The following is a 23652-nucleotide window of genomic DNA, read 5'->3' on the forward strand; positions in this document are numbered from 1 at the left end:
CAGGTGGAGAGCACCGTGGGCCAGGGCAGCACGTTCCGCGTGGTGCTGCCCGCGCCCCAGCCCGACCCCGCCGTCCGCGCGCCGGACGCCCCCGAGCCCGCCGCGCCCGTGGTGCCGCGAGGCCGCGTGCTGGTGGTGGACGACGAGCCCGCGGTGGGCCGCGTGCTGCAACGGCTGCTGCGCGGCCACGACGTGGAGGTGGCCACCAGCGGCCGCCAGGCGCTGGAGCGCATGTCGCGGGCGCCGGGCTTCGACGCGGTGCTGTGCGACGTGATGATGCCGGACCTCGCCGGCCGCGACGTGTACGAGGCCGTGCGGCGCGAATACCCGGGCCTGGAGCGCCGCTTCGTCTTCGTGTCCGGCGGCGCGTTCACCGCGGGCGCGCGCGAGTTCCTGGAGCGCATCCCCAACCCGCTGCTGGAGAAGCCCTTCGACGAGGCCCGCGTGCGCGGCGCCGTGGAGGAGCTGGTGCGGCACGGTCCGCCGGATGCCGCCTGACGCGACCCCATCGGTCATCGGGAGGAGGGTCCTCCCGCTGACCGATGCGCCCCCGTGACGGGTCTGCGAGCGTGTGCTCGTCCGCTCGCACCCCTTGGGGGAAGGTCCGTCGCGCATGAACCGCACCAAACTGTTGCTGACCCTCGCTGGCCTGCTGTTCGTGGGCGCGCTCGCGCTCGACGCGCGCTCGTTCTTCGCGAAGACCTCGTCGCACCCGCCCGTCGTCGACGACCGGCTCCCCAACGGGCACCTCCACCGGCGCCCGCCGTCCCCCGTGGCCACGAGCACCGTGGACCAGACCCACACCGTGGTGCAGCCCGGTGAGGCGCCGGTCAACCTGGTGCTGCCCGTCGTCCTGGGTCAGCCCGCTTCCGGCCCGCTGGAGCTCACCGGCAAGCTGTCCGGCTCCTACGTGAAGACGGGCCCGGGCGAGGCCTTCGCCGTGTTCGAGCTGAAGGCGCGCGCCCCGGAGAAGCATGAGCGCGTGCCGGTGAACCTGGCGCTGGTGGTGGACCGCTCCGGCTCCATGGACGGCCCCAAGCTGGCGGACGCGAAGCGCGCGGCCCAGGAGCTGGTGCGGCAGCTCAAGGTGGGGGACCGGCTGGCGCTGGCGCACTACGGCTCCGACGTGACGGTGGAGCCCAGCGTGATGATCAACGAGCGCACGCGCGGCGAGCTGCTGGCCACCATCGAGGCCATCCGGGTGAACGGCGGGACGAACATGAGCGGCGGGCTGGTGGCGGGCGCCAACGCGGTGCACCCGTTCTCCAGCGACTTCCGGGTGACGCGCGCCATCCTGCTGAGCGACGGCGAGCCCACCGAGGGCGTGACGTCCAACGACGGCCTCTTCTCCGAGGTGGGCAAGCTGCGCGAGATGGGCATCACCGTGAGCGCGCTGGGCGTGGGCCAGGGCTTCAACGACACGCTGATGCGCGGCATGGCCGAGCGCGGCGGTGGCTTCTCCGGCTTCATCAGCGACTCCTCGCAGCTGGCCAGCATCTTCACCCGCGAGCTGGAGCAGGCCGCCGGCACCGTCGCGCGCGCCGTGACCCTGGTCCTCACCCTGCCGCCCGGCGTGAGCGGCGTGGAGGTGATGGGCCTGCCGTCCACGCGCGACGGCGACCTCCTGCGCATCCCCCTCTACGACATGACGAGCGGCCAGTCCGCGCGCGTGGTGGTGAAGCTGACGATGAACGCGCCCCAGGACGTGGCCAGCATGAAGGTGCTGGACGCCGAGGTGTCGTACGTGGACGTGGCCGCGGGCACGCCCAACCAGGTGAAGCTGGCGCTGGACGCGAAGGTGACGAACGACGCGCAGGTGGTGCACGCGAACCTGGACCGGGACGTGCGCGTCCACGCCATCCGCGCGCTGGGCACCCAGCAGCTGCAAGCGGCCGCGGAGGCGATGAAGAGTGGCGACCGCGCCGGAGCGCTCGACCTCTTGGGCAATGCCCGTCGGCTGTTCGGCGCTTCGGCGTCCGCGCTCTCCGGCGAGCTTGCGGACGTGGAGCAGACCCAGGCAGCCTATGGCAACGCCCGGAGCGACGCGGACGTGCGGGACGCGGCCATGTCGCTCAAGAAGAAGACGATGAAGAACTTCGGGCAGAACAACAGCTACTAGTCCCTCCCTACGGAGCCCGGTGCGCCATGTCGCTCTCCATCCAACTCATCCGGCGGGAGGACTTCGAGTCGCGCTGCCTGTCCGCGCTCGTGGGCGCCGGGGCCATGGCGATGGTGGCCGGCGTGGCGCGGCAGGTGCTGCACCTGTCGGTGGACCCGGGCGCCTTCGCGCTGATGGCGGCGGCCGTCACCGCGGTGAAGCCGAAGGCGTCGGAGAACGCGCTGATGCGCGTGGCCATGCTGCTGTTGCCCGCCCTGCCCTACGTGCTGGGCCTGCCGTCGTCCCTGCAGCACGCGGCGGCGGGCGCCATCGCCGCGGGCCTGCTGGCGTGGCGGGGCAACGGGCGCGACAGCGTGGGCACCCCGCTCCAGGTCGCGCTGTGCGCCGGGGCCGCCGCCGTCACCACCGCGCTGGGGCTGTACGTGCAGGAGGTCCTCCACGCGCGCTTCCTCCCGGCGCGGGGCTACTTCCCGCTGCTGGTGGACTACTCGGTGGTGGCGCTGTTCTGGAGCATCGGCACGCTGCCGGCGAACCTGGCCGTGGACCTGGACGCGGTGACCACCCGGGGCATGCGCCTGGAGGCCACGCTCACCGGCGAGGTGAAGGGCCTGGTGGCCCGGGCGCTCACGCTCTACCGCCAGTCCCAGGAGGAGGCGCGCAAATTGGCCAAGGGCGCGGGGCTGGAGAAGCTCCAGGCCGTGCTCGGCAAGCTGGCCCGGGACGCCTTCACCCTGGCCGAGTCCCACACCGAGCTGGAAGCGCAGCTGGCCTCCGCGTCCCAGGGGAGCGTGGACTCGCAGGTGCAGGAGTTGAAGAAGCGCGCCCAGGACGCGCAGGACGGCGTGGCCCGCCGCCAGCTGGAGCGCGCCGCCGCGTCGCTGGGTGAGGAGCTCAACCACCTGGACGCGCTGTCACGCCGCCAGGAGCGCCTGTTGGCGCAGCTGCACGCACAGGTGGCCCTGCTGGAGCGGGCCCGCGTGTGCTTCATCGGCGCCCGGGCCGGGTCTCCCCTGAGCGGGAACGACCGGGTCCAGGCGCTGGCCGACAAGCTCTCCGCGCTGGACCTGGAGTCCACCGGCGCGGAAGGCCCGGTGAACGCCCCGCGCGCCCCGGCGGGCCGCTCCCAGGCTTGAGGCCTAGGCCTTCGGCTTCGCAGCGGCGCGCGTGCGCTTGCGGGCCGGAGCGGCCTTCTTCGCCGCGACGACGCGGGGCGTGTGCAGTTCGCTGGCGATGCGCTGCTCAATCTCCTCGCGCGTGCGGCGGCTGACCTCCAGCGCGGCGTTGATGCGCTCGCGCACGACGTCCGCCTGCGCCTCCGCCGCGGCGCGGTACTCCGCGATGTCCCGGCGCAACTCCAGACGTCCCTCGCGGGCGTTGTTCGTGCCCCCCGTCTTGCGGGTGGCCGTCTTCCGCCGCGCGGGGCGATCCCCCGCCTGGGTCCCACTGCCCTGTTGTCCCTGTGCCTTGCGCGCCATGTCCCTGGCCCCCTCGTGCGATCGCACGCGTCTGTGGGCGGAAAGGTGGGGTGTGGGATTCCCGCATGGAAGCCTGCCCCCGGGTCGGACGGAGGCCAGGCGGCCAGACAATGTGAGGGCATGGCAACAGAGAGGCTTCTCAATGCCTCCAGGAAGGCGCTAAGAGGACCCTCGCTGTTCCTGGGCCAAGGGCCCTCTTGACTGATAGGTCGGGGACAGCCGCATCACCCCATGGGCCGGGATGCGAGCAAGCCTTCGAGCCCTGCGCGCCCCGCCAGCCTGGGAGACGCGCCGGAGCGGAGAGTGAGGGAACATCCGTGGCGGTCTCTTTCCTGAACCGGAAGCACAACCTGGACCGGATGTCGCTGCGCGACCTGGTCTACTCGTTCTTCACCTATTACGCCGTCGTCGCGTACATCCTCATCGGCATCACCTGCATCGTGCTGTCGGTGAAGTGGTTCGAGGCGCCGGTACGCATGGGCGCGGCGGTGCTGCTGGCCACGGTGGCGTACCCGTTCGGCTGGTACCTCATCCACCGGTACATCCTGCACGGGCGCTTCCTCTACAAGTCCGCGGCGACGGCGGTGACGTGGAAGCGCATCCACTTCGACCACCACCAGGACCCGCACGACCTGCGCGTGCTCTTCGGCGCGCTGCACACCACGCTGCCCACCATCGCGCTGGTGCTCACGCCGATTGGCTACCTCATCGGCGGCAAGTCGGGCGCGGCGGCGGCGCTGGGCTGGGGCATGGTGACCACGTGCTTCTACGAGTTCTGCCACTGCATCCAGCACCTCAACTACGCCCCGCAGCAGAAGTGGCTCAAGGACATCAAGCGCCTGCACATGTCCCACCACTTCCACAACGAGCAGGGCAACTACGGCATCACGAACTACTTCTGGGACCGCGTGTTCGGCACGCTCTACGAGAAGGCGTCGGACAAGCCCAAGAGCCCCACCGTCTTCAACCTGGGCTACACGGCGGAAGAGGCGGCGAAGTACCCCTGGGTGGACAAGCTCTCCGGCGGCACGCGCGGTGACGGACACCCGCGCCGCTTCTGGGGCGCGGAAGGCCTGAGCGCGCCGGAAGCCTCCGGCGAACAGCAGACCTGATCATCCCTCCTTCGCTTCACCCCGGACCTCCCCGCGCACTTCGTTGCCGGGGAGGTCTTCGTTTTTCTCACGCGGACATCGGCTGGGCCTGTTCCTGCTCCTGCTCCTCGCGGAAGCGCTGGGCGGACAGGGGCGGCAGGGTGTGCACGCGCGCCACGAGGCACGCCGCGCTGCCGCCGGCCAGGTGGAACTGGTCCAGCCGCACGCTGACGGGCCGGCGCCCCAGGCCGCGCAGCACCGCCTCCACGCGGGGCACGCGCGCGCCGACGATGACGGTGTTGCCCACCTCCACCAGGTTGAGCCCGAACGCGAGCGCGTCCTCGCGCGCGACGGGAACCACCTGCTGGATGCCCTCCGTGCGCTCCAGCATGCGCAGTGACTCCGGCGTGAAGGCCTCCGGACACACCAGCGCGGTGCCGTCCGACAGGACCGTGAGCGCGGTGTCCAGGTGGTAGAGGTACGGGTCGCACAGCTCCAGCGGCGTGACGGGCGCGGAGAGGAAGGCCTCCAGCACGCCCGCGGCGCGCTGCGTGGAGCGCATGCCCCAGCCCAGCAGGGCGCCCCGGCCCGAGGGCAGCATGGCCACGTCCCCGCCTTCGATGTGCACGCGCGCAGGCTCGATGACGTCGAAGCCGCGCCCGGCCAGCCACCGGGCGCGCGCGAGCTGCTCACCGCGCCGCTGTCCGTGGCGCATGGTGGCGAGCAGCGCGCGCAGCTCGCCCTCCTGGGAGACGAGCACCGCGTTGTCCTTGGCGAACACGGAGTCGAACGCGCCGTGGACGAAGGGCAGCTCGAAGAAGCCCGCGCCCGCGTCCCGCAGGGTCCGCAGGAATTCGCGGTGCTGCGTGCACGCGCGCCGCCACGCGACGGCGCCGGGCTTCATATGCGGGTTGATGTTCCAGGCGACCTGATACGCGCAGTCGCGGGAGCGGACATGGTCCTTTTCGCAACGCACCTGACTGACGGCGAAGGTGGCGGGAGCGATGTGGCCGGTGTGCAAGGTCATCCCCATACATGTGACCGGAAGGCACTCCCGCCTTCCGGTATGTGAAGAGAGGGTGCGCACCATGAGCGGGCTTGGCGAGGTGGCTGGGGAAGCGGGGATGGAGGACGCACGCCTGTCCGAACGGCTTCACCGGACCCTCTTGCGTTTCAACCAGCGGCGACTGGCGCCGGGCTTTCCCACCGAGGGCTGGCGAGCAGACGTGCAGGAAGAGACGCAGTTGCGGTTGCTCGAGGGTGAGTACGTGGAGGCGGAGCGGCAGCGCGTGGCGGCCTGGGCCGCCGAGGCACCGGAGGACGCGGACGGGTTCATCGCCTGGTTCGAGGACCTGAAGGAGTCCGGTCCCGGACAGCATGATCCGCTGTTCCCGTGGCTGGCCACGAAGGCCACGCGTGAGCAGATGGACTGGTTCCTCACGCAGGAGGTCGCGGGCGAGGCGGGCTTCGACGACCTGGTGGCGCTGACGCAGCTGCAGCTGCCCACGCGGGCGAAGCTGGAGCTGGCGCGCAACTACTGGGACGAGATGGGCCGCGGGCGCGAGGACGCGATGCACGGGCCGATGCTCGCGGAGATGGCCCGGAAGCTGGGGCTGAAGCCCACGGAGGAGGACACGGTGTGGGAAGCGCACGCGCTGGCGAACCTGCTCTGCGCGTTCGCGTTCAACCGCCGCTACACGTTCCACGCGGTGGGCGCGCTGGGCATCGTGGAGGAGACGGCGCCGGGCCGCACCGCGTGCGTCAACGAGGGCCTGAAGCGTCTGGGGTTCGACATGCGCGTGCGGCGCTATTACGCATTGCACTCCACGCTGGACGTGAAGCACTCGGAGACGTGGAACAAGGAGGTGCTGCGTCCGCTGGTGGAGGCGAACCCCGCGTGCGCGCGGCCCCTGGCGGAGGGCGCGCTGTTGCGGCTGATGGCGGGCGCGCGCTGCTTCGAGCGCTACCGCCATGAGCTGGGATTGGACCTGAAGACCCTCAGCTGAAGGCGCGGAGCCTGGCCGTCCTTCCCCTCGGGACCTTGCGCGTGTGCGCTGGGCTTTCCGGGCTTGGGGGGTGCGTTTTTCGGAGGACGGTCCGCGCGGGGGCAGGGATGCGCCGGGACGCGGGGGGACGCCAGCTTGGGGCGTTTCCGAAGGCCAGGCTGGAGGTCCCGATGTCCCTGTTCCGATTCGTCCCCGCCGCGGTGCTGCTCTTGACGGCGTGCGCTTCCCCGGGCACGTCGTTCGAGGAGGTCATGCACCGCAACGCGCCGATACAGCCGACGCGGCCGGATCCGCTCACCTACGGCACCCGGCCGGAGAACCCGGTGCGCGTGGGCTGGGGGGACAAGGGCGTGATGGCGTACTTCAAGCTGTTGCGCGGTCCGCAGGGACAGCCGGTGGCGTGGCGCCTCATGGGGGACTGCTGCGAGTTCACCGAGGTGGACGGCCAGGGCAAGAGCCAGGGCCGGCTGTCCATCTTCGAGGTGACGTACGAGGGATTGGACACGCCGGTGGTGCTCTACGTGGACGCCTTCACCGGCGGGAACGTGTACGCGCCCTGGGGCTTCCAGTTGGAGGGCCAGGGCGACGCGCCGCCGCCGTCCGGGACGGAGCCGGAGATCATCGACCTCTAGGCCGCCGTCGGACTCCTTGAATCCTTGAACTCAAAGGGATTCATGCGGCCCCCTTCCGAGCGCGGCGGTTCGTGCCTAGATGCAGGGGTCGACGGGAGTGTGCCGTTCCCCCGGCGGTTGACCGTCACGCTTACAACCTCCCCGTGTGCATGGGAGGTGCAGCCCCCCTGGCGCTGAGCTAAGCGTTCGACCGCTCTCCCGACGGAGGAGGAACCGTGGCGGCTGTGAAGAAGAGGCGTTGGCCGTATGTGCTGGGAGGCATCCTCGCGCTCCTGGTTGTCATCGTGGCGGTGGTGCTGTGGCGCCTGGACGCCATCCTGCTGAAGACGGCGCGGGACCAGGCCGCCACGTACTCGCAGAAGCTGGGGCGCCCCATCGAGATTGGCGACGTCTCCACCAAGCTCTTTCCCTACGTGGGCGCTCGCATCCAGAACGTCAGCGTGGGCGCCGCGCAAGGCGAGGACCTGCCGCTCGCGGAGCTGAAGGACGTGACGGTGAGCGTGCAGGCGATGCCGCTGCTCACGTCCAAGGGCAAGGACATCCGCGTGAAGAACGCGGAGGTGTCCGGGCTCACCGTGAACGTCCTCCGCCTGGCGGACGGCACCACCAACGTGCAGCGCCTCCAGGAGAAGCTGGCCGAGCAGCAGCCGAAGGAGGAGACGCCGGAGGAGGAGTCGCAGCCCACGGACCTGTCGGGCGTGCACGTGGAGCGCGCGGCGCTCACCGACGGCGTCATCCGCTTCGTGGACCGCGCGGGCGGCGACAAGGCGCGCGAGCTGGCGGTGAAGGACCTGGACATCGAGGTGAAGGACCTGCGCGTGGGCCAGCCCTTGAAGGTGGACCTGGCGGCCGCGGTGCTCGCGGACAAGCAGAACTTGAAGATGACGCTCGCCGCGGCGCCGCTGCCCGCGACGCTCATCCCCACGCCGGAGCAGGTGACGCTGAAGGCGGAGCACATCGACCTGTCGCCGCTGGGGCCGTTCCTGCCCCCGGACGTGGGGCTGCAGGCGGGCACGCTGGACGCGGACTGGAAGGCGGACCTGGGCGGCGCGGTGCCCGGCGGCAAGGGCCCCACGAAGGTCGTGGGCGTCATCAAGGCGCTGGGGATGAAGTTCGCGGGTTCGGAAGGCGGCAAGGCGCTGGACGTGGTGCTCGACACGGACGTGACGGGCGACATGGCCACCGGTGACCTGGCGCTGGACAAGCTGAAGCTGGACCTGGGCCCCGCGGCCATCACGGGCCAGGGCAAGGTGAAGGGGCTGCTCACGGACAAGCCCGCGGTGGAGGGCTTCGAGCTGACGGGCCGCAACCTGGACCCCGCCGTGCTCGCCGAGTACTACCCGCCGCTGCGCAAGCAGCTCAACGGGATGATCGCCGGCCCCATTGGCCTGGACGTGCGCGGCAGCGGCACGCAGGAGGCGCAGGCCCTCAACATCGCGGTGGACCTGACGCCGGTGCGGCTGCGGGTGCCGGATCAGCTGACGAAGGACGCCGGCGGCGCCATGAAGCTGAACGCGACGGTGACGGGCGCGGCGGCGAGCGGCGGCGCGCTGCGCTTCGACGCGAAGGCGGACCTGAACGGCGTGGACCTGCGGCCGGGCCTGCTGGTGAACAAGGCGCCGGGGCAGCGGCTGGAGGTCGCGGCGGCGGGCACGTACGCGCCGGCGAAGACGGGCAGCGGGATGACGGTGAACGTCAGCCGCATGAGCCTGGGCGCGCTGGAGGACACGGTGACGGGCACCGCCACGGTGACGCTGGCGGGCACGGGCAAGAAGGCCACGACGACGTTCAAGGCGGACGTGAAGGCCGCGAAGCTGGATGCGGAGAAGTTGTTGATGAGCGAGGAGGAGGTCCTGGCGCGCAACGGCGGCAAGCCCCCGCCGGAGCCGCCAGCGGAGCCGGCCAATCGCTTCAACGGCTACCGGGGTGACATCCAGTTCGCCATCGGGTCGCTGCGCTACACGGCGATGGACCTGTCCAACGTGACGGGCGTGGTGAAGATGGTGGACGACCTCATCACGGTGGAGAAGTTCTCGACGGGAATCTACGGCGGCAAGGTGGTGGCGGACGGGACGACCCTCCGCCTGGGGCCCGCGCCGGAGGCCCGGCCCTTCACGGCGAAGGTGCAGGTGCAGGGCCTGGAGGTCGCGCAGGCACTGGCGGCGCGCACGCCGAAGCAGGTGTTGACGGGCAAGTTCAACGGCAACGTGGACGTGCAGGGCGTGGGCTACACGCCGGAGAAGCTGCAGCAGACGCTGCTGGGCGGCATCAACGGCAACCTGCTGGAGGGCACGTTCCTGGGCAAGGACCTGGTGTCCTCCGTGACGGGGCCGCTGGCCAAGGCGCTGCCCTTCGCGAAGGCGCTCAAGAGCGGCGATGTCACGTCGCTGGGCGGCGACCTGCCCTTCAGCGTGACCATCAAGAACGGCGTGGCGCAGCTGAGCAAGCCCATCACCTGGACGCGGCCGGAGGCGGCGATGAGCTTCGATGGTGGCATCGGGCTGGACGGCACGCTGGATTTGACGGGCGGGGTGTCGCTGACGCCCGCGACCATCAAGACGCTGACGGTGGGCAAGGTGACGCCGGCGGAGGCCATCCCGGTGGGGCTGAAGATTACGGGCAAGGCGTGGAGCCCGGAGGTGACGGGCATCGACGTGAAGCCCGCGGCGACGACCATCCTGAAGCTGGCCGGAGGGGCCGCGCTGAGCGGCGTGCTGGGTGAGAAGGGCAAGGCCGTGGAGGACATCATCACGGGCGGCCAGGACAAGGCCAAGGCCGAAGCGGAGGCGAAGCGTCAGGAGCTGGAGGCGCGCGCCAACGAGGAGAAGAAGAAGCTGGAGGAGCAGGCCCGCCTCGAGCAGGAGAAGGCCAAGCAGCGCGCCGAGGAAGAGGCGAAGAAGCGGCTCAAGGGCATCTTCGGCGGGAAGTAGCCGCCGCGAGGTTCGCCCGGATGCAAGAACGCCGCGGAGCTCTTGAGCGAGCTTCGCGGCGTTCTTGTTTCAGCACCGTGCGCTGCTGACCGGCTACTGCCCGCCCGCGGCGCGCGTGTCCCAGCCACCGCCGATGGGACCGCCCCGGGGACCGCCCGCTCCGCGCGGGTTCATGTCGTCGCGGCGCATCTCCTGGTACTGCGTCATCTGCTCCGCGCTGAGCACCTTCTGCATCTCCGCGTCGGTCTGCGTGCGCAGGTCGCGCATCTGCTGGCGCATGTCACGCCCCGGCCGGCCTCCCGCCATCGCGGACGCCAGCTCCTGGCGCTTCGCGTCCTCGGCCTGCATCGCCTTCGTCAGCGCCTGCTCCTGGCTGTAGTTGAGCCGCGCGTTGGTGATGAAGGTCTTGATGCGCTGGGAGCGCTCGGACTCCGCCTGCGCGCGCATCTGGTCCACCTGCTGCTGCCACTGCTGGCGCTGCTCGGTGCGCTGCTCCTCCTGCACCGTGCGCATCAGCTCCTTCAGCGACTGCTTCGCGCTGTCGTTGGTCAGCGCCTCGCCCACCATCACGCCGCGCACCTCCTCGCGCAGCTTCGCGACCTCCGCCTCCAGGCCCGCCCGGGGAGGACCGCCCGTGCCGGCCGAGGCCGTGCCGCCGCCCTGCTCGAAGGCCATCATCCGCCGGGAGAGCAGCTGCACCGTCTCCTCCAGCGCCTTCACCTGGTTCTGGAGCGCCCGGACGTCCGCCGTCGAGTCCTGCACGCGGGGCGCCTCCTGGGTGACGGGGGCCTCCGACTTCCCAGGCCCCCACAGGGCCACGCCGAGCGCCAGCGAAGCCAACCCCACCGATGCGATGCCGAGAATGCGGTTCATGATGCTCTCCCTGACGGAACTCCCGGCCGGCTATTCCATCGCGCTCCCGGGATCCTCCCTGGGCGCGCATCCTCCCACCCGCCTGCCTCCTGGGGAAACGCCCCGTCACGCGCGCCTGCCTGCCCTCCATGTCGCGAGCGTTGACCGCGCCCGGCGGGACGCGGAGAGTCCCCGGCCATGACGCTCCGTCCCATCGCTGAAGTCGGCGCCGAGCTGGGTCTCGCGCCGGAAGACGTCCTCCCCTGGGGCCGCGACCGCGCCAAGGTGTCGCTGGACGCCCTGGGCCGCCGCAACCATCAGGGCCGCATGGTGCTGGTGTCGGCCATCAACCCCACGCCCCCGGGCGAGGGCAAGACGACCATGTCGGTGGCGCTGGCCATGGGCCTGCGCAAGCGCGGCCGCCGGGCGGTGGCGGCGCTGCGCGAGCCGTCCCTGGGCCCTGTCTTCGGCGTGAAGGGCGGCGGCACTGGCGGCGGGCAGGCGAGCCTGGAGCCGGCGGCGGACATCAACCTGCACTTCACCGGGGACCTGCACGCCATCACCAGCGCGCACAACCTGCTGTCCGCGCTGGTGGACAACGCCGTGTACTACGGCCACCCGGTGGCACTGGAGGGCACGCGGGTGCGCTGGCGCCGCGCGATGGACATGAACGACCGGTTCCTGCGCAACGTCATCGTGGGGCTGGGCGGCAAGGCGCACGGCGTGCCTCGCGAGACGTCCTTCGACATCACGGCCGCCAGCGAGGTGATGGCCATCCTCGCGCTGTCGGAGAACCTGAAGGACCTGGAGGCGCGGCTGGGGCGCATCGTCGTGGGGCAGGCGCCGGATGGCTCGCCGGTGCGCGCGAACGACGTGAACGCGGCGGCGTCCATGGTGGCGCTCCTGAAGGACGCGCTGATGCCGAACCTGGCCCAGACGCGCGAGGGCGGGCCGGCCATCGTGCACGCGGGGCCGTTCGGGAACATCGCGCACGGGTGTTCGTCGGTGGTGGGCACGCGGCTGGCGCTCGCGTACGCGGACGAGGTGGTGACGGAGGCCGGCTTCGGCTTCGACCTGGGCGCGGAGAAGTTCCTGGACATCAAGTGCCGCAGCGCGGGCGTGTGGCCTCGGGGCGTGATGCTGGTGGTGACGCTGCGAGCGCTCAAGCACCACGGCGGCGCGGCGGCGGCACAGGTGGCGGAGCCGGATCGCGAGGCCCTGCTGAAGGGCTTCAACCACCTGGAGAAGCACCTGGAGTCGGTGGCGGCGTTCGGCCTGCCGGCGGTGCTGTGCGTGAACCGGTTCCCGCAGGACACGGAGAGCGAGCTGGACGAACTGCGCGCGTTCGCGAAGGCGCGGAACGTGGGCATCGCCGTGTGCGACGGGTTCGGCAGGGGCGGCGAGGGTTCGCTGGAGCTGGCGGACACGGTGCTGGCGATGCTGGACGCGACGGACGCTGCGCCGCCGAAGCCGCGCTTCCTCTACGAGCTGGACCAGACGCCGGAGGAGAAGATCCGCGCCATCGCGCGCACGGTGTACGGCGCGGACGACGTGGCCTTCACGCCGGGGGCGCGCAAGGACCTGGAGTCGGCGCGGGCGCTGGGAGGCGCGGGGCTGCCGGTGTGCATGGCGAAGACGCACCTGTCCCTGTCGGACGACCCGGCGAAGACAGGCCGGCCCCGGGGCTTCACGTTGACGGTGCGCGAGGTGCGCCTGTCCGCCGGAGCAGGCTTCCTGGTGGCGCTGACGGGAGAGCTGCTCACCATGCCAGGCCTGCCCCGCGAACCCGCCGCCCGCCGCGTCACCGTGCACCCGGACGGCAGCATCACGGGCCTGATGCAGGGTGAGTGACGTCAGAGGTAGGGCCTAGCGTCTCCCGTCTCCACCCGACGGGAGCACGCTACGTCCTGGCGCATCCACTTCTTCCAGCGACATCCAGAGGACGACCCGGCGCGCACCGTGCCGGCCCGCGACTTCCTCGATGCGTGTCCGGACGCGGTCAGCGCGAAGCTGCTCGCCGTCGTGAAGGCCGTGGCGGACGCGCCTCCGCCCGCCTTCAGCGGCGGGGCAAGTGGGAAGCCATGCACGGAGCCATGGCGGGAATCCATGAGGTCCGCGGATGGCCCGGGCCGCCGTCACTACCGGCTCTTCTGCCTCCTGGAGCGGGACGGAGCGGCGCTGGGCCTGGGAGGCCCGAGCCTCGTCCTGCTGACCGGGAGGACCAAGGCGTTCCGCGCCGTCATTCCGGAGTCTGATTACGCGAAGGTCCGCGCCCTCCGGGACGAGTACCAGCGCCGCCGGCCCCGGAGCGTGTGGGCCGGATGAAGCGCGTCCTACTTGCGGCGGACCCGAGGCGCGGGAGCCCGGGGCCGCACCGCCTTGCGGCGAGCCGGAGCGGGGACCAGTTGCAGGCTGCACCCCAGCGCGGCGGCCAGCTTCGTGACCGTCGACAGCGTGGGGTTCGCGGAAGGCGCCGTGAACAGGCGGCGCACGACCTCCGGAGGGGTCTCCGCCTTCCGGGCGAGGTCCGCCTTGCTCAGTCCCGCCTCCTCGCGCCGCGCGTCCAGGGCGCGAATCAGCCGGTCCGCCGCATCCACCTCCGCGCGTGCCTTCGCATACGCCTCCGCGAAGGCCGGACGCTTGAGCTTCTTCTCGAAGTAACGGTCGAATCCCGTGGCGGTCATCGCAGGGCTCCCGGCTCCAGTTCAGGGCGTAGCATACAAGTTACGCCTGACGCGGCGTCCTGACGAGTGACGTCAGGGGTAGGGCGTAGCGTTCCCCGTCTTCACCCGACAGGAGCACGCGATCCTGCCGCCTTCCAAGCGCACCAAGACATCCCCCCATCATCTTGACGAAATATCACTCAAGAATGATATTCCGTCCCGTCAGCCTGAGGTCGTTGGAACCGATGAGTTCAGGGACTGGTTCCTCGCTCTCGACGATGAGACGGCGCGGTCCGTGGACCATGGGGTGGAGCTTCTGGCCGCGAAGGGGGTCACACTGGGCTACCCGTACAGCAGTCAGCTCAAGGGGACGTCCCTGCCGCTCCGCGAGCTCCGCGTTCAATCCGGAGGCCGGCCCCTCCGGATCTTCTATGCCTTCGACCCGACCCGCGACGCGGTCCTGCTCCTGGGCGGCGACAAGACCGGAGACGCGCGCTTCTACGAGCGGATGATCCCCCAGGCAGAGAAGATCTGGCTGCGCTACCTCGAGGAGCAGGCCGCCGGACTTCACGACGATTCGGAGGAGACAGAACCATGAAGCTCCACAGCTGGAAGGGGATGCGCCGGGAGAAGTTCACGCCGGAGCAACTCAAGGCGCAGGACGCGCGCGTCCGGAAGGAACTGCTGGAGATGAGCCTTCGGGAGGTGCGCGAGTTCGCCGGGCTGACACAGACGCAGCTCGCCGAGCGGATGGGCATCTCCCAGGGTCAGCTCTCCCAGACCGAAGCGCGCGAGGACCACCGGCTCTCCACCCTCCGGCGCACGGTGGAGGCCATGGGAGGCGAAATCGAGGTCTCCGCCGTCTTCGGCGACAAGCGGATCATCCTCAAGGGCGTCTGACGCACGACGGGCCGCCCCGGTGTGTCCGGAGCGGCCCGTGGGCCCTGCTGGCTTTCGCGTAGGACGGCTAGACGCGGAAGGCGGTGGACAGCTCCTGGAGCTTGCCCAGGGACGCGTTGATCTGCCCCACCGCCTGCTCGGCGTTCGACGTGGCCATCACCACGTCGCTCATCATCTCCGACAGCTGCGTCACCACTTCCGTCATCTGCGTGATGCCCGCGTTCTGCTGCGTCACCGAGGCGACGATCTGCCGCGCCGCCTGGCTGCTCTCCTGCACCACCTGGGTGATGTCCTTCAGCGTCGTCGCGGAGGCCAGCACCTGCTCGATGCCCTCCTCCATCTTCTGGCTGTCCCCTTCCGCGATGCCCACCGTCTCGCGGATGGCCTGGTTGATCTCCAGGAGGATCTTCCCGATGCGCTGCGTGCTCTGCAGCGACTGGCTGGAGAGCGCCCGCATCTCCTTCGCCACCACCGCGAAGCCCCGGCCCTCCTCGCCCGCTCGCGCCGCCTCGATGGCCGCGTTCAACGCGAGCACGTTGGACTGGTCCGCCAGGTCCTTCACGCTGCCGATGATCTCACCCGCGTGCACCGCCTGCTCGGACAGCACGCCGATGCTCCCCACCAGCGCGCCCACCCGCGCGCGGATCTGCTGCAACCCCTCCGCGCTGCGCTCGATGGACACCTGCCCGGAGGCGCTGTACGCGTCCGCCTGCGCCGCCACCTTCAACACCATCTCCGCGCGGCTGGCCGCCATGCCGGACGTCTGGGCGATCTCCGCGATGGTGGAGCTGGCCTCCGTCAGGCTGCGCGACTGGCTGGTCAGGAAGTTGAGCTGCTCGTGGCTCGCCGCGTTCAGCCGCGCCGCCGCCGCCGTCAGCTCCGTCACCACCGAGTGCAGCGTGTTGGGCACCGACCCCAGCCGCGTCATCAGCGTCTGGATGCTGCGCGCCAGCTCGCCCACCTCGTCCTGCGCGCTGGTGTCGATGCTCAGCGACAGGTCGCCCTCGCGCGCGATGCGCGTCGCCGTCGCCGTCAGCCGCGCCAGGGGGATGGTCACCTCGCGCAACAGCCACAGCGTCGCCACCGCGAGCGCCACGATGCACACCACCGACAGCACCAGCACCCACGTCAGCGTCATGCCGTGCAGCGAGGACACCTCCATGAAGGCCTCGCGCTGCGACGCCTCCTGCTGCGCCGTCAGCGCCTCCAGGCTGTCATGCACCGTCTTGTACGCGGGCTCCAGCTTCGCGAGCGCCCCTTCCGCGGCCGCGGCATTGCTGGACGCCAGCGACACCACCTGCGAGGCCTCCTGCCAGTAGCGCGTGAAGGCCGCCTGCAGCGCCTGCACCCGCGGGCCGTCCACGTCCGGCAGCGCGCGCAGCGACTCGAGCCCCTTCTGGAGCTCCGCCACATGCGCGTCCAGCGTCTGCTGCTGCACCGCGTGCAGCGCCACCGCGTCGCCCACGTCCTGGTGCAGCGCGGCGAACCCCGCGCGGGCCGTCTGCGCCTGGCTCACCGACGGCGCCAGGCTGGACCCGATGCGCTCCGACGCGTTCCGCGTGCGCGAGCCCAGCACCACCGTCACCGCCACGATGGCCATCAGGAACGCCGCCGCCACCGTCGGCAGCACCATCATCTTCTGCTTGAGCCTCAACGCCATCGCACACCCCCTCGCGCGCCCACGTCACCCATCCCGATGAAGCGCGGTCGTGCACCCGCGCCGGGCCTGCTGCGCCAGCTCATTGTCGCTCTTCCTTCCGCGGCCCCCGCGGGCTCCCCCGGAGGACCGGGGCTCCGTCAGGACACGTAGGATAGACAACACCTCACCCCCCGACTCAAGCCCGCGTCCCTTGAATTGTCTCAGAAACGGGTCGGTGTTGCCCCGCAGGGTCATGCGGGACACTTCATCCTGTCAGGTGGGACTCGTGGAAGAGGACGCCTCACGTCCCCCGGAAGGGTGGCAGGCAGGCAGCCGGGCGCGATCATTCCAACCCCCCGGCACCAGGGGCGGGGCTTCACTGACGGTGACGTGGGCCCGGCACTTCAGCGCGAGGGCTGGGGGAGGAAGGGGCCCACCTCGGCGCGGCAGGCGGCGTCGCACTCGGAGAAGCGGGTGAGGAAGGCCGCGTGGTTCGCGCACTTCTTGGGCCAGCGAGAGGCGCCGCCGTCCGCCAGGCACAGCAGGCGGAACTCGTCGCGGGTCTCCGTGAAGAGGGCTTCGCGCTGCGAGGGGGCCATCGCGTCCAGCGCGCGGTCCTCCCCACCCTGGAGCCAGATGAAGGCGCCCACCATCATCACGAAGACGAGCCCCAGCCAGGTGCCCTTGCGCAGCCAGATGCTGGGCGGCGGGGCCAGCTCCTTCGCGAAGATGTTCTTCTCGTCGCCCCCGTCGTCCGGAGGCGTCCCTTCGTTGCCCATGGGCTCCCTTCCATCCATGGCGCGTGCCAGCCGCACGGCCGGGCCGCAGCAGACACCAGCCCGTCGCACGTTGCACCTTGCAACCGCCATCCAGGGCACTTCGTGCCGGATGCGACGCGCCCACCAAGGCTTGCGCCGCACGGCATCCGACAGACGGGCCCGGCACACGCCGTGCTCTTGGAAGCGGTGGAGCGCGAACACGCCCTGCGGAAGAACGAAGCGGACGCGTGACGCGCCCGGACCTGTGCGCCAGTGCATGCAGTCCAGCACCGGAGGCCAGGGCGTGCAGGGACACTCGCCCTTCCGAGTGGATTGCGCCCGTGCGCGCGCGTGCGAACCGTGGCCTGTCATGAACCTCATCGACCTGCTCATCCAGCAGCACCGCGACGCCGAGGCCCTCTTCGAGGCCTGGCGCCACGCTCCGGACGACGAGAAGCCGGAGCTCTGCCTGCGTCTGGCGGAGACGCTCACCCTGCACAGCGCCGTCGAGGAGCGCTGGGTGTATCCCGTCGCGAGGAGCGTCGTGGACGGGCCGCGCATCGACTTCGCGGTGGAGGAGCACGGGGAGATGACCCAGCTGCTCGCCGAGCTGCTGCATGCCCGCCACGACGCGCGCCGCCGCGAGGCCACCGTGCGTCAACTGGAGGCGGTGGTGGCCCAGCACATGTCCGAGGAGGAGCGCGAGGTGCTGCCCCGGCTGCGCAAGATGGACGCGGGCGCGTTCGGCCTGTCCAGCGATGAAATCGTCCGCTCCGCGTCCGACGCGCGCAAGGAAGCGATGCGCCAGCTGGAGGCGTCCGCGCCGCCGTGAGCCTGGACGATGCCTCGGGCGAGGGACAGCCCCAGGCGTTCCAAGGAGTTGCGGCAGGTCTCCTCGGGTCCAGGCCGCGACGTGCACGAACCGGCCCCGCGCACCCCTGCGAGGTGAAAGGGTGCGACGGCGTTACAGTGGGGAGCGGAGGTGGTTGGCGTGCATCGGTACCGGTGGAGCGAGAGCATCGAACCCAGGCTTCAGCAGGCGACCGAGCGCATGCGCCGGCTGCGTGCCACCCGGATGCCACCTGCCGCGGTGCAGAGCCTGCGGCACTGGTTCCGGATCCACCACACGTACAACTCGAATGCGATCGAGGGGAACCGGCTGACCCTGCCGGAGACTCGCGCGGTGGTGGAGGACGGCATCACCATCGCTGGCAAGTCGCTGAAGGACCACTTCGAAGCGGTGAACCTCGCGCACGCGCTCGACTTCGTGGAGGGGTTGGCCAGCAAGGAGAGCGTGCTGGGTGAGCGGGACGTGCTTGCGATGCACGGCATCGTTCTTCGGGGGATTGATCCGGAGAACGCGGGCACGTACCGGCGCATCAACGTGCGGATTGGCGGCACGGAGCACATGCCTCCAGAAGCGGTCCGGGTGCCCGAGGAGATGCGGGCCTTTGGTGAGTGGCTGGCTGGGGCGAAGAACGAGCACCCGGTGGTGGTCTCCGCCATCGCGCATGCGTGGTTCGAGACGATTCATCCGTTCGTGGATGGGAACGGACGGACCGGGAGGCTCATCGCCAACCTGTTGCTGATGCGTGAGCACTATCCGGCCATCGTGCTGCTCGTGGAGGATCGCGCGCGGTACTACACGGCGCTGGATGCATCCCATTCGGGTGACATCACCGCGATGGTGGAGTTGACGCTCGACCGGTTGGACCAGAGCTTCGCGGAGTACGAGCGGGCGGCCCGTGAAGTGATTGAGGTCCGTGAGCCCGCGATTGATTACTTGGCGGAGCAGTTGGGCAAGCCGCCCACTGAGCTTCCTCCGTTGCAGGCCCATTCGTGGCATGAAGCCATCCGCGCGCTCCATGCCGCTCTCCGGGACTTCGCGTCACAATTGGAGGCGCGCCTCCCCGAAGACCGTCGGCCAAGCCTGCGTGTCACGAACTTCAGCGAGCCAACTGAGGTTGCTTGGAAGCTCATCCAGAAGACGCCCTACGAACTCTTTGGCCTTCATGGAGAGCACCACGGCAGCAGGCTGGTGCTCTCCATCCGGAGTTCTCCCAAGAAGGGAAAGCTCCCCGTGCTCGAGGTCAGCGAGCCCGACGAAAGCTTGCAGCTCCGGAACCGCATCACTTCCATGGAGCCAACAGGGCATACCTTCCGGGTGATTCGCCTTCATGGGACTTCAATCGGTATCGAGGACGGCGTCTCCACACTCCAGCTTGCGACGGAACTCTGGACCAGCGCGATCAACCACTATCTTCTGCCGCGCTAATCCGCCGTGCCCTCAAGGCGTGCTGGACACGGACGAATCACAGTCCGAGGTGCACGTGCCGGAGCAGACGACCTGGCCGGGGTAGGAGGCCAGGACCGCGCACTCGGTTCCTCCCGTGCAGGACACGAGCTCGGTGCAGACCCGGGTGTCATCCACACAGCGGGCCTTCGACTCGCCTTCCAGCTTGAGCACGAGGCAGGAGAGGCCCTGCGGACATTGCGGCAGATCCACTCCGCACTCCTGCGCCAGGTCCAGCGACTGCCCCTCCCGCAGCTTCAGCCTCCCCTTCCCTCCCTCGTCGTCCGACCCACAGGCCGCGAGGGTCATCACCGTCAGACAACAGCCCAGCATCCGCATCCAGCGCATCGTGGCTCCTTGGCAACGTGAACACGGATGCCCGGAGCAAGGCCCGGACCAGGAGCGCTTCGCAGGGATTCCGCGCGCTTGGCGGGCAGAGACGGCCTCGGAAATCTGACGCCGCCTCGAATCCCTGGCGACCCACGCCTCCGCGGCACTCGTCCACGATAAACTCGTGGATGAGGATGCCCTGCCTCTTGATAACCAGGGTGAGCGTCTTCGGGAGCATCCATGCGGCTGATGTGGTTCATCGCGTTACTTCTTTTCACGGGAGGATGTGCAACGACTCGCGTTGTCCACCTTGATGTTGGAGACGGCAGACAGGTGGTTCACGAGTCCCGGAATGTTGATCCGGTTCAGGTGAGTGAGGACGCGTTCGAGGCGGCCCTCACGCAGCTCATCCTGGACATGCGAATGGACGTGGCCTTCCGCGAGACGGATGCGGCTGACCAGCGAGGATGGGTGAGGTCCCGGTCGTTGCTCGCATCCTCGAAAGGGCTCCCGAATCCGGGGGCTGGAGCGTCGCCGGAGTCCCTCTATTCGCGCATCTGCCCCGATGGGGACGACTGTCTGACCCTGGTGGGCGGAACGGGGCTGCCCTTCTCGCGCAAGGACCGGACGTTGATGGCCTTGTCGTTCGCGCTGGATGGAGTCTGGTCCAGTGTCGAGGCTGAGATTGGCAAGCTGCTGAACCCGGTGGTGCTCAAAGCCATGGTGACCTCGGCCGCGTTGTCCGTGCTCCTGACGATGACGCTGCCCGAACCCGTCACGAAGGTCATCGCGGTGGCACTGACCGCGGCGATGGTGGCCTACCTGGGGGTGGTGCCGGTCTGGGAGATCGGCCGGGGCTTCGTGCGGCTGTGGGACGATGCGGAGAGGGCAACGAGCGTCATCGAGTTGCAGGACATCGGACACCGCTTCGGGCGTGTTCTGGGGACGAACGGCACACGCGTCCTGGTTCTGCTCGTTACGACAGCTCTTGGCGGCAAGAGCGCCATGGCGGCCCAGGGGCCCAGGCTCCCGGGCTTCCCCCAGGCCGCGATCCGGGCACAGGTTGAGTCAGGCTTCCAGCTGACGGAAGCGTTGACCGGCGGGGTGGGCTCCATCTCGTTGCCGGCTGCCGGTGTGCTCAACGTGGCGCTGGCTCCGGGAGCCACGGCTGCAATGGCGATGTACTCGGACGGGCGGTTTCCGGGTGACGAGACGGGACCTGTTCATCACATCTGCACGAATAAGAACCCCCTCTCCGATGCGACCGGCGGTCCTTGGACGCCACGGTGCGAGAAGGTTTTCAAGAAGGCCGGGATGACGCTCGAAGATGCCGCGAACAAGGTGCGGCTCAATGGACACGAGGGGCCTCATCCAGAGCGCTATCACAAAGAAGTGATGGACCGCCTGGAGCGAGCTGTCGAGCGATGCCAAACGACGGAAACCTGCCGGGCCCGCTTGATGAAGGAGCTTGCGAGGATAGCGAACGAGCTTCTGACACGGGGCTCCGACTTGCGGAGTCTCATTGTGAAGGCGGAGGGGTGAGGTGGCGCGCGATTTCTACTGGGTGCGGCTGGGTGATGTGCCGCAATGGCTCCTCGAGACACCGACACGGGGCTCAGGCGAGGCCTTTGACGAGCCTTGGATGTTCGCGGATGGCCGTGTCCTGGATGAACCAGGGGAGATGAAGGCCCTCATTGCAACCCCAGGCAAGAGGCGGGCGTTCGTATTCTCCGTGATCGAGCGGGCCCCCATCGCCAGCCAGGCCATCGCGAACGTTTTCCGGGCACTGGCCCCCGATGACGTTCAGCTCTTTCCGGTGATGGTGGAGGGAGAGGCCGACCCGTTCTTCGTCGTCAATGCGACCCAGGTGATCGATTGCATCGACGAGGCACGGTGCCGGGAGGTCCACCACGATGACGAGGACGACCCCTCCCCTGACCATGAAGGGGAATACCAGTGGATCTACGGACTGCGAATCGACCCCTCGAAGACCGAGGGAGCGCGTGTCTTCCGGCCGAAGAAGTTCAAGACGGCGTTCATCGTGTCGGAGGACGTCAAGAACGCACTCGAGGGGGTTGGAAACCTGGGTGTGTCGTTCGAGCGCGTGACCGGAACTCCTGAGTCCCACTGACGGATGTGCAGGTGTTCAGGGCTCGAAGCGCGCGAGGAAGACCTTGTACTGGAGTGACACGAAGAGCGTCTTCGGCTCCACCAGCCCCGCCTTGGCGAACATCGCGAACAGGGCGGCGTCGGACTCGATGGGCTGCATCTTCGCCATGGCCTGACGCCGGGCCTCCAGCTTCTCCACCGCCACGCCATACGCCCGCAGCCGCCGGAACTCGACCTTCGTCAGCTCGGGGTCCTGGCCGATGCGGCACCCCAACACCAGCGGCGCTCCCGGCTTGAGCCTCCGCGTCACCTCCCGCAGCAGTTCGACGCGGGCCGCTTCGCCCTCCACGTGGTGCAGCACGCCCATCAACTGCGCGCCGTCGAACGGCGGACCTTGCGGCAACGTCCGCAGCTCTCCTTCATGCAGCTGCGTGCGGGAGAGCAGCCCTTCCTCCTCCAGACGCTTGCGCGCGACGGCGAGCATCGGCGCGGAGGGCTCCACGCCCGTGAAGCGCCAGCCCGGCGCGCTGAAGCGGTGATAGGGCAGCAGCTCCGCGCCCGTCCCCAGGCCCACGTGGAGCAGTGACGCCGTGTCCTGGCCGTCCAGGTGCGCGGCCAGGGCGCTGACGCCCAGCTCGTACGCCGCCTGATAGCCCGCGAGGCTCACCGCCGCCTGGGCGTCGTAGTGGGGCGCGCGGTCGGCTCCAAAGCCATGCACCGGCGCATGCGCGGAAGGGTCGTGGTTCATGACCCGAAGATGCTTCGGCCCCGCGCTCAATGGGAGGGCGCGGATTCAGGCGGAATCGGCGGTTCTTTCGATGGCCGCCCATTCCTCCGGCACGAACCCGTCCCCCACGCGCAGGCTGTTGCATGACTTCATCACACCCAATCCCTCTCCATACCCCAATGTCAGCCGGGCGCGCCGAGCGTGAAGCATTCCAATTCCTGGACGGAATGCCCCCTCCCCTGGGTCGGAACGCAATGACTGGCAGCCAAATCCACCCACCCCGTAAGGCTTTAACTCCGTTTTAAAGGAATCAGACCTATTACGTTTTCTTTCCAGTACCGGCACTGGGGGCCGCACGTGAGAGAAGAGCTCGACAATTCCGACATGGAGTACGCCGATTTCGCGGTCCGTCATCAATCCATCCTGATGGCGGTGGCGCGGAACATCTGTGGGGGGAATGCCACGGCGTGTGACGACCTGGTCCAGGACGTCCTGCTGAGGGCCCTGCTGAAGTGGGACTCGCTGCGCGGCTGGGGGGAGCCGGAGCGCCGCGCGTGGCTGGTGCGGGTGCTGCACAACCGCTTCCTCGACACGTGCCGCCGCTCGCGCACGGAGGCCACCACGGTCATCAACCTGAGCAACGTGCACAAGCTCTTCGAGGAGCCGCAGGCCCCGGACCTGGAGCTGTGGCAGTGCATCACCGAGCCCGAATTGCTCCAGGCCGTCGCCGCGCTGCCCTTCAACCTGCGCCGCACCTTCGAGCTGCACTCGGAAGGGCTGCGCCACGCGGAGATCGGCCGCCGGCTGGGGGCGCCCGTGGGCACGGTGGGTACCTGGCTCTACCACGCGCGTCTCAAGCTGCGCGAACAGCTTCGCGACATGGCCGAGGCCCGTCGGAAGCTGGGGAGCGGATGAACCACGCCCACTGCACGCACCTCCCTGCCTTCGTGGACGGGGAGCTGCCGCTCGAACACCATGAGGACTTCCGCGCACACCTGGCCTCCTGCGAGGACTGCGGCGCGCGGTTCCATGACCTGCTTCAGGCGGACATCCTCGGACGGCTGGCGCACGCGAAGGCGCCACCGACTCCCGAGGCCACGGGTGTCTCCCCAGCCCCGTGGCCTCTTC

The 23652-nt window shown here is 69.6% G+C and carries 25 protein-coding genes; 17 read left to right on the forward strand and 8 right to left on the reverse strand.

Features of this window, described 5'->3' with window-relative positions; all coding sequences use genetic code 11:
- The 3 genes from D7X55_RS12905 to D7X55_RS12915 all read left to right on the forward strand — a co-directional run.
- Window positions 1-498, forward strand: a 498-nt coding sequence (locus D7X55_RS12905; protein ID WP_147470097.1) for a response regulator, incomplete at its 5' end; no start/stop codon positions are given.
- A gap of 115 nt (window positions 499-613) precedes the next feature.
- Window positions 614-2119, forward strand: coding sequence for a VWA domain-containing protein (locus tag D7X55_RS12910; RefSeq protein ID WP_121723220.1), 1506 nt, complete (start codon window positions 614-616; stop codon window positions 2117-2119).
- A 26-nt stretch (window positions 2120-2145) separates the two neighbouring features.
- On the forward strand, window positions 2146-3252 hold the full coding sequence (locus tag D7X55_RS12915; protein WP_120550790.1) for a hypothetical protein: 1107 nt from the start codon (window positions 2146-2148) through the stop codon (window positions 3250-3252).
- A 3-nt stretch (window positions 3253-3255) separates the two neighbouring features.
- Here D7X55_RS12915 and D7X55_RS12920 read toward each other — a convergent pair whose 3' ends face one another.
- Window positions 3256-3594 (reverse strand): hypothetical protein, encoded by a 339-nt coding sequence (locus D7X55_RS12920; RefSeq protein ID WP_233609823.1) that lies wholly within the window; start codon window positions 3592-3594, stop codon window positions 3256-3258.
- Between the two features lie 359 nt (window positions 3595-3953).
- On the opposite strand from D7X55_RS12920, the gene D7X55_RS12925 reads away from it, so the two are divergent.
- Window positions 3954-4706, forward strand: a complete 753-nt coding sequence (locus D7X55_RS12925) for a sterol desaturase family protein (RefSeq protein ID WP_121723228.1) — start codon at window positions 3954-3956, stop codon at window positions 4704-4706.
- Window positions 4707-4773: 67 nt separating this feature from the next.
- On the opposite strand, the gene D7X55_RS12930 is transcribed toward D7X55_RS12925, so the two are convergent.
- Window positions 4774-5712 carry a dimethylarginine dimethylaminohydrolase family protein gene (locus D7X55_RS12930; RefSeq protein WP_120550789.1) on the reverse strand — a complete coding sequence of 313 codons (939 nt, stop codon included), beginning with the start codon at window positions 5710-5712 and terminating at the stop codon, window positions 4774-4776.
- Window positions 5713-5809: 97 nt separating this feature from the next.
- Between D7X55_RS12930 and D7X55_RS12935 the strand changes: the two genes are divergently transcribed.
- From D7X55_RS12935 to D7X55_RS12945, 3 genes are all read left to right on the forward strand, one after another.
- Window positions 5810-6691: an iron-containing redox enzyme family protein gene (locus tag D7X55_RS12935; protein WP_233609824.1), complete on the forward strand. Its 882-nt coding sequence runs from the start codon at window positions 5810-5812 to the stop codon at window positions 6689-6691.
- A gap of 170 nt (window positions 6692-6861) precedes the next feature.
- Complete coding sequence (locus D7X55_RS12940; protein ID WP_120550788.1) at window positions 6862-7323, forward strand: fibril protein; 462 nt, start codon at window positions 6862-6864, stop codon at window positions 7321-7323.
- Between the two features lie 215 nt (window positions 7324-7538).
- A complete protein-coding gene (locus D7X55_RS12945) occupies window positions 7539-10253 on the forward strand; it encodes an AsmA family protein (RefSeq protein ID WP_120550787.1) in 2715 nt (904 codons plus the stop codon).
- A 93-nt stretch (window positions 10254-10346) separates the two neighbouring features.
- On the opposite strand, the gene D7X55_RS12950 is transcribed toward D7X55_RS12945, so the two are convergent.
- Window positions 10347-11126: a hypothetical protein gene (locus D7X55_RS12950; protein ID WP_121723221.1), complete on the reverse strand. Its 780-nt coding sequence runs from the start codon at window positions 11124-11126 to the stop codon at window positions 10347-10349.
- A 177-nt stretch (window positions 11127-11303) separates the two neighbouring features.
- On the opposite strand from D7X55_RS12950, the gene D7X55_RS12955 reads away from it, so the two are divergent.
- Entirely contained in the window at window positions 11304-12956 is a 1653-nt protein-coding gene (locus D7X55_RS12955; RefSeq protein WP_121723222.1) for a formate--tetrahydrofolate ligase, read from the forward strand.
- A gap of 108 nt (window positions 12957-13064) precedes the next feature.
- Window positions 13065-13430 carry a hypothetical protein gene (locus D7X55_RS44625; RefSeq protein WP_233609825.1) on the forward strand — a complete coding sequence of 122 codons (366 nt, stop codon included), beginning with the start codon at window positions 13065-13067 and terminating at the stop codon, window positions 13428-13430.
- An 8-nt stretch (window positions 13431-13438) separates the two neighbouring features.
- Here the strand turns inward: D7X55_RS44625 and D7X55_RS12965 are convergent, their stop codons facing one another.
- Window positions 13439-13789 (reverse strand): DNA-binding protein, encoded by a 351-nt coding sequence (locus D7X55_RS12965; RefSeq protein WP_120550784.1) that lies wholly within the window; start codon window positions 13787-13789, stop codon window positions 13439-13441.
- A gap of 190 nt (window positions 13790-13979) precedes the next feature.
- Between D7X55_RS12965 and D7X55_RS12970 the strand changes: the two genes are divergently transcribed.
- A complete protein-coding gene (locus tag D7X55_RS12970; protein WP_121723223.1) occupies window positions 13980-14366 on the forward strand; it encodes a type II toxin-antitoxin system RelE/ParE family toxin in 387 nt (128 codons plus the stop codon).
- Window positions 14363-14668, forward strand: coding sequence for a helix-turn-helix domain-containing protein (locus D7X55_RS12975; RefSeq protein ID WP_233609827.1), 306 nt, complete (start codon window positions 14363-14365; stop codon window positions 14666-14668). Before D7X55_RS12970 ends, D7X55_RS12975 begins: the two co-directional genes overlap by 4 nt.
- Before the next feature lie 67 nt (window positions 14669-14735).
- On the opposite strand, the gene D7X55_RS12980 is transcribed toward D7X55_RS12975, so the two are convergent.
- Window positions 14736-16328 carry a methyl-accepting chemotaxis protein gene (locus D7X55_RS12980; RefSeq protein WP_121723224.1) on the reverse strand — a complete coding sequence of 531 codons (1593 nt, stop codon included), beginning with the start codon at window positions 16326-16328 and terminating at the stop codon, window positions 14736-14738.
- Window positions 16329-16711: 383 nt separating this feature from the next.
- Entirely contained in the window at window positions 16712-17086 is a 375-nt protein-coding gene (locus D7X55_RS12985; RefSeq protein ID WP_120550781.1) for a hypothetical protein, read from the reverse strand.
- A gap of 349 nt (window positions 17087-17435) precedes the next feature.
- On the opposite strand from D7X55_RS12985, the gene D7X55_RS12990 reads away from it, so the two are divergent.
- Complete coding sequence (locus D7X55_RS12990; protein WP_120550801.1) at window positions 17436-17897, forward strand: hemerythrin domain-containing protein; 462 nt, start codon at window positions 17436-17438, stop codon at window positions 17895-17897.
- Window positions 17898-18056: 159 nt separating this feature from the next.
- Complete coding sequence (locus D7X55_RS12995) at window positions 18057-19340, forward strand: Fic family protein (protein WP_147470098.1); 1284 nt, start codon at window positions 18057-18059, stop codon at window positions 19338-19340.
- 12 nt (window positions 19341-19352) lie between these two features.
- On the opposite strand, the gene D7X55_RS13000 is transcribed toward D7X55_RS12995, so the two are convergent.
- Window positions 19353-19706, reverse strand: a complete 354-nt coding sequence (locus tag D7X55_RS13000; protein ID WP_120550779.1) for a hypothetical protein — start codon at window positions 19704-19706, stop codon at window positions 19353-19355.
- A 222-nt stretch (window positions 19707-19928) separates the two neighbouring features.
- On the opposite strand from D7X55_RS13000, the gene D7X55_RS13005 reads away from it, so the two are divergent.
- Together D7X55_RS13005 and D7X55_RS13010 are read left to right on the forward strand one after the other, a co-directional pair.
- On the forward strand, window positions 19929-21230 hold the full coding sequence (locus tag D7X55_RS13005; RefSeq protein ID WP_120550778.1) for an AHH domain-containing protein: 1302 nt from the start codon (window positions 19929-19931) through the stop codon (window positions 21228-21230).
- A gap of 1 nt (window position 21231) precedes the next feature.
- Window positions 21232-21819, forward strand: coding sequence for an imm11 family protein (locus D7X55_RS13010; protein WP_199746948.1), 588 nt, complete (start codon window positions 21232-21234; stop codon window positions 21817-21819).
- A gap of 15 nt (window positions 21820-21834) precedes the next feature.
- On the opposite strand, the gene D7X55_RS13015 is transcribed toward D7X55_RS13010, so the two are convergent.
- Entirely contained in the window at window positions 21835-22545 is a 711-nt protein-coding gene (locus D7X55_RS13015) for a class I SAM-dependent methyltransferase (protein WP_121723226.1), read from the reverse strand.
- Between the two features lie 363 nt (window positions 22546-22908).
- On the opposite strand from D7X55_RS13015, the gene D7X55_RS13020 reads away from it, so the two are divergent.
- Together D7X55_RS13020 and D7X55_RS13025 are read left to right on the forward strand one after the other, a co-directional pair.
- Window positions 22909-23439: an RNA polymerase sigma factor gene (locus tag D7X55_RS13020; RefSeq protein WP_233609828.1), complete on the forward strand. Its 531-nt coding sequence runs from the start codon at window positions 22909-22911 to the stop codon at window positions 23437-23439.
- Window positions 23436-23652 (forward strand): anti-sigma factor (locus D7X55_RS13025; protein ID WP_199746949.1); only part of this gene is annotated, 217 nt, incomplete at its 3' end. The genes D7X55_RS13020 and D7X55_RS13025, both read left to right, overlap by 4 nt.

Source organism: Corallococcus sp. AB049A (assembly GCF_003668885.1).
GTDB classification, from domain to species: Bacteria; Myxococcota; Myxococcia; order Myxococcales; family Myxococcaceae; genus Corallococcus; species Corallococcus interemptor.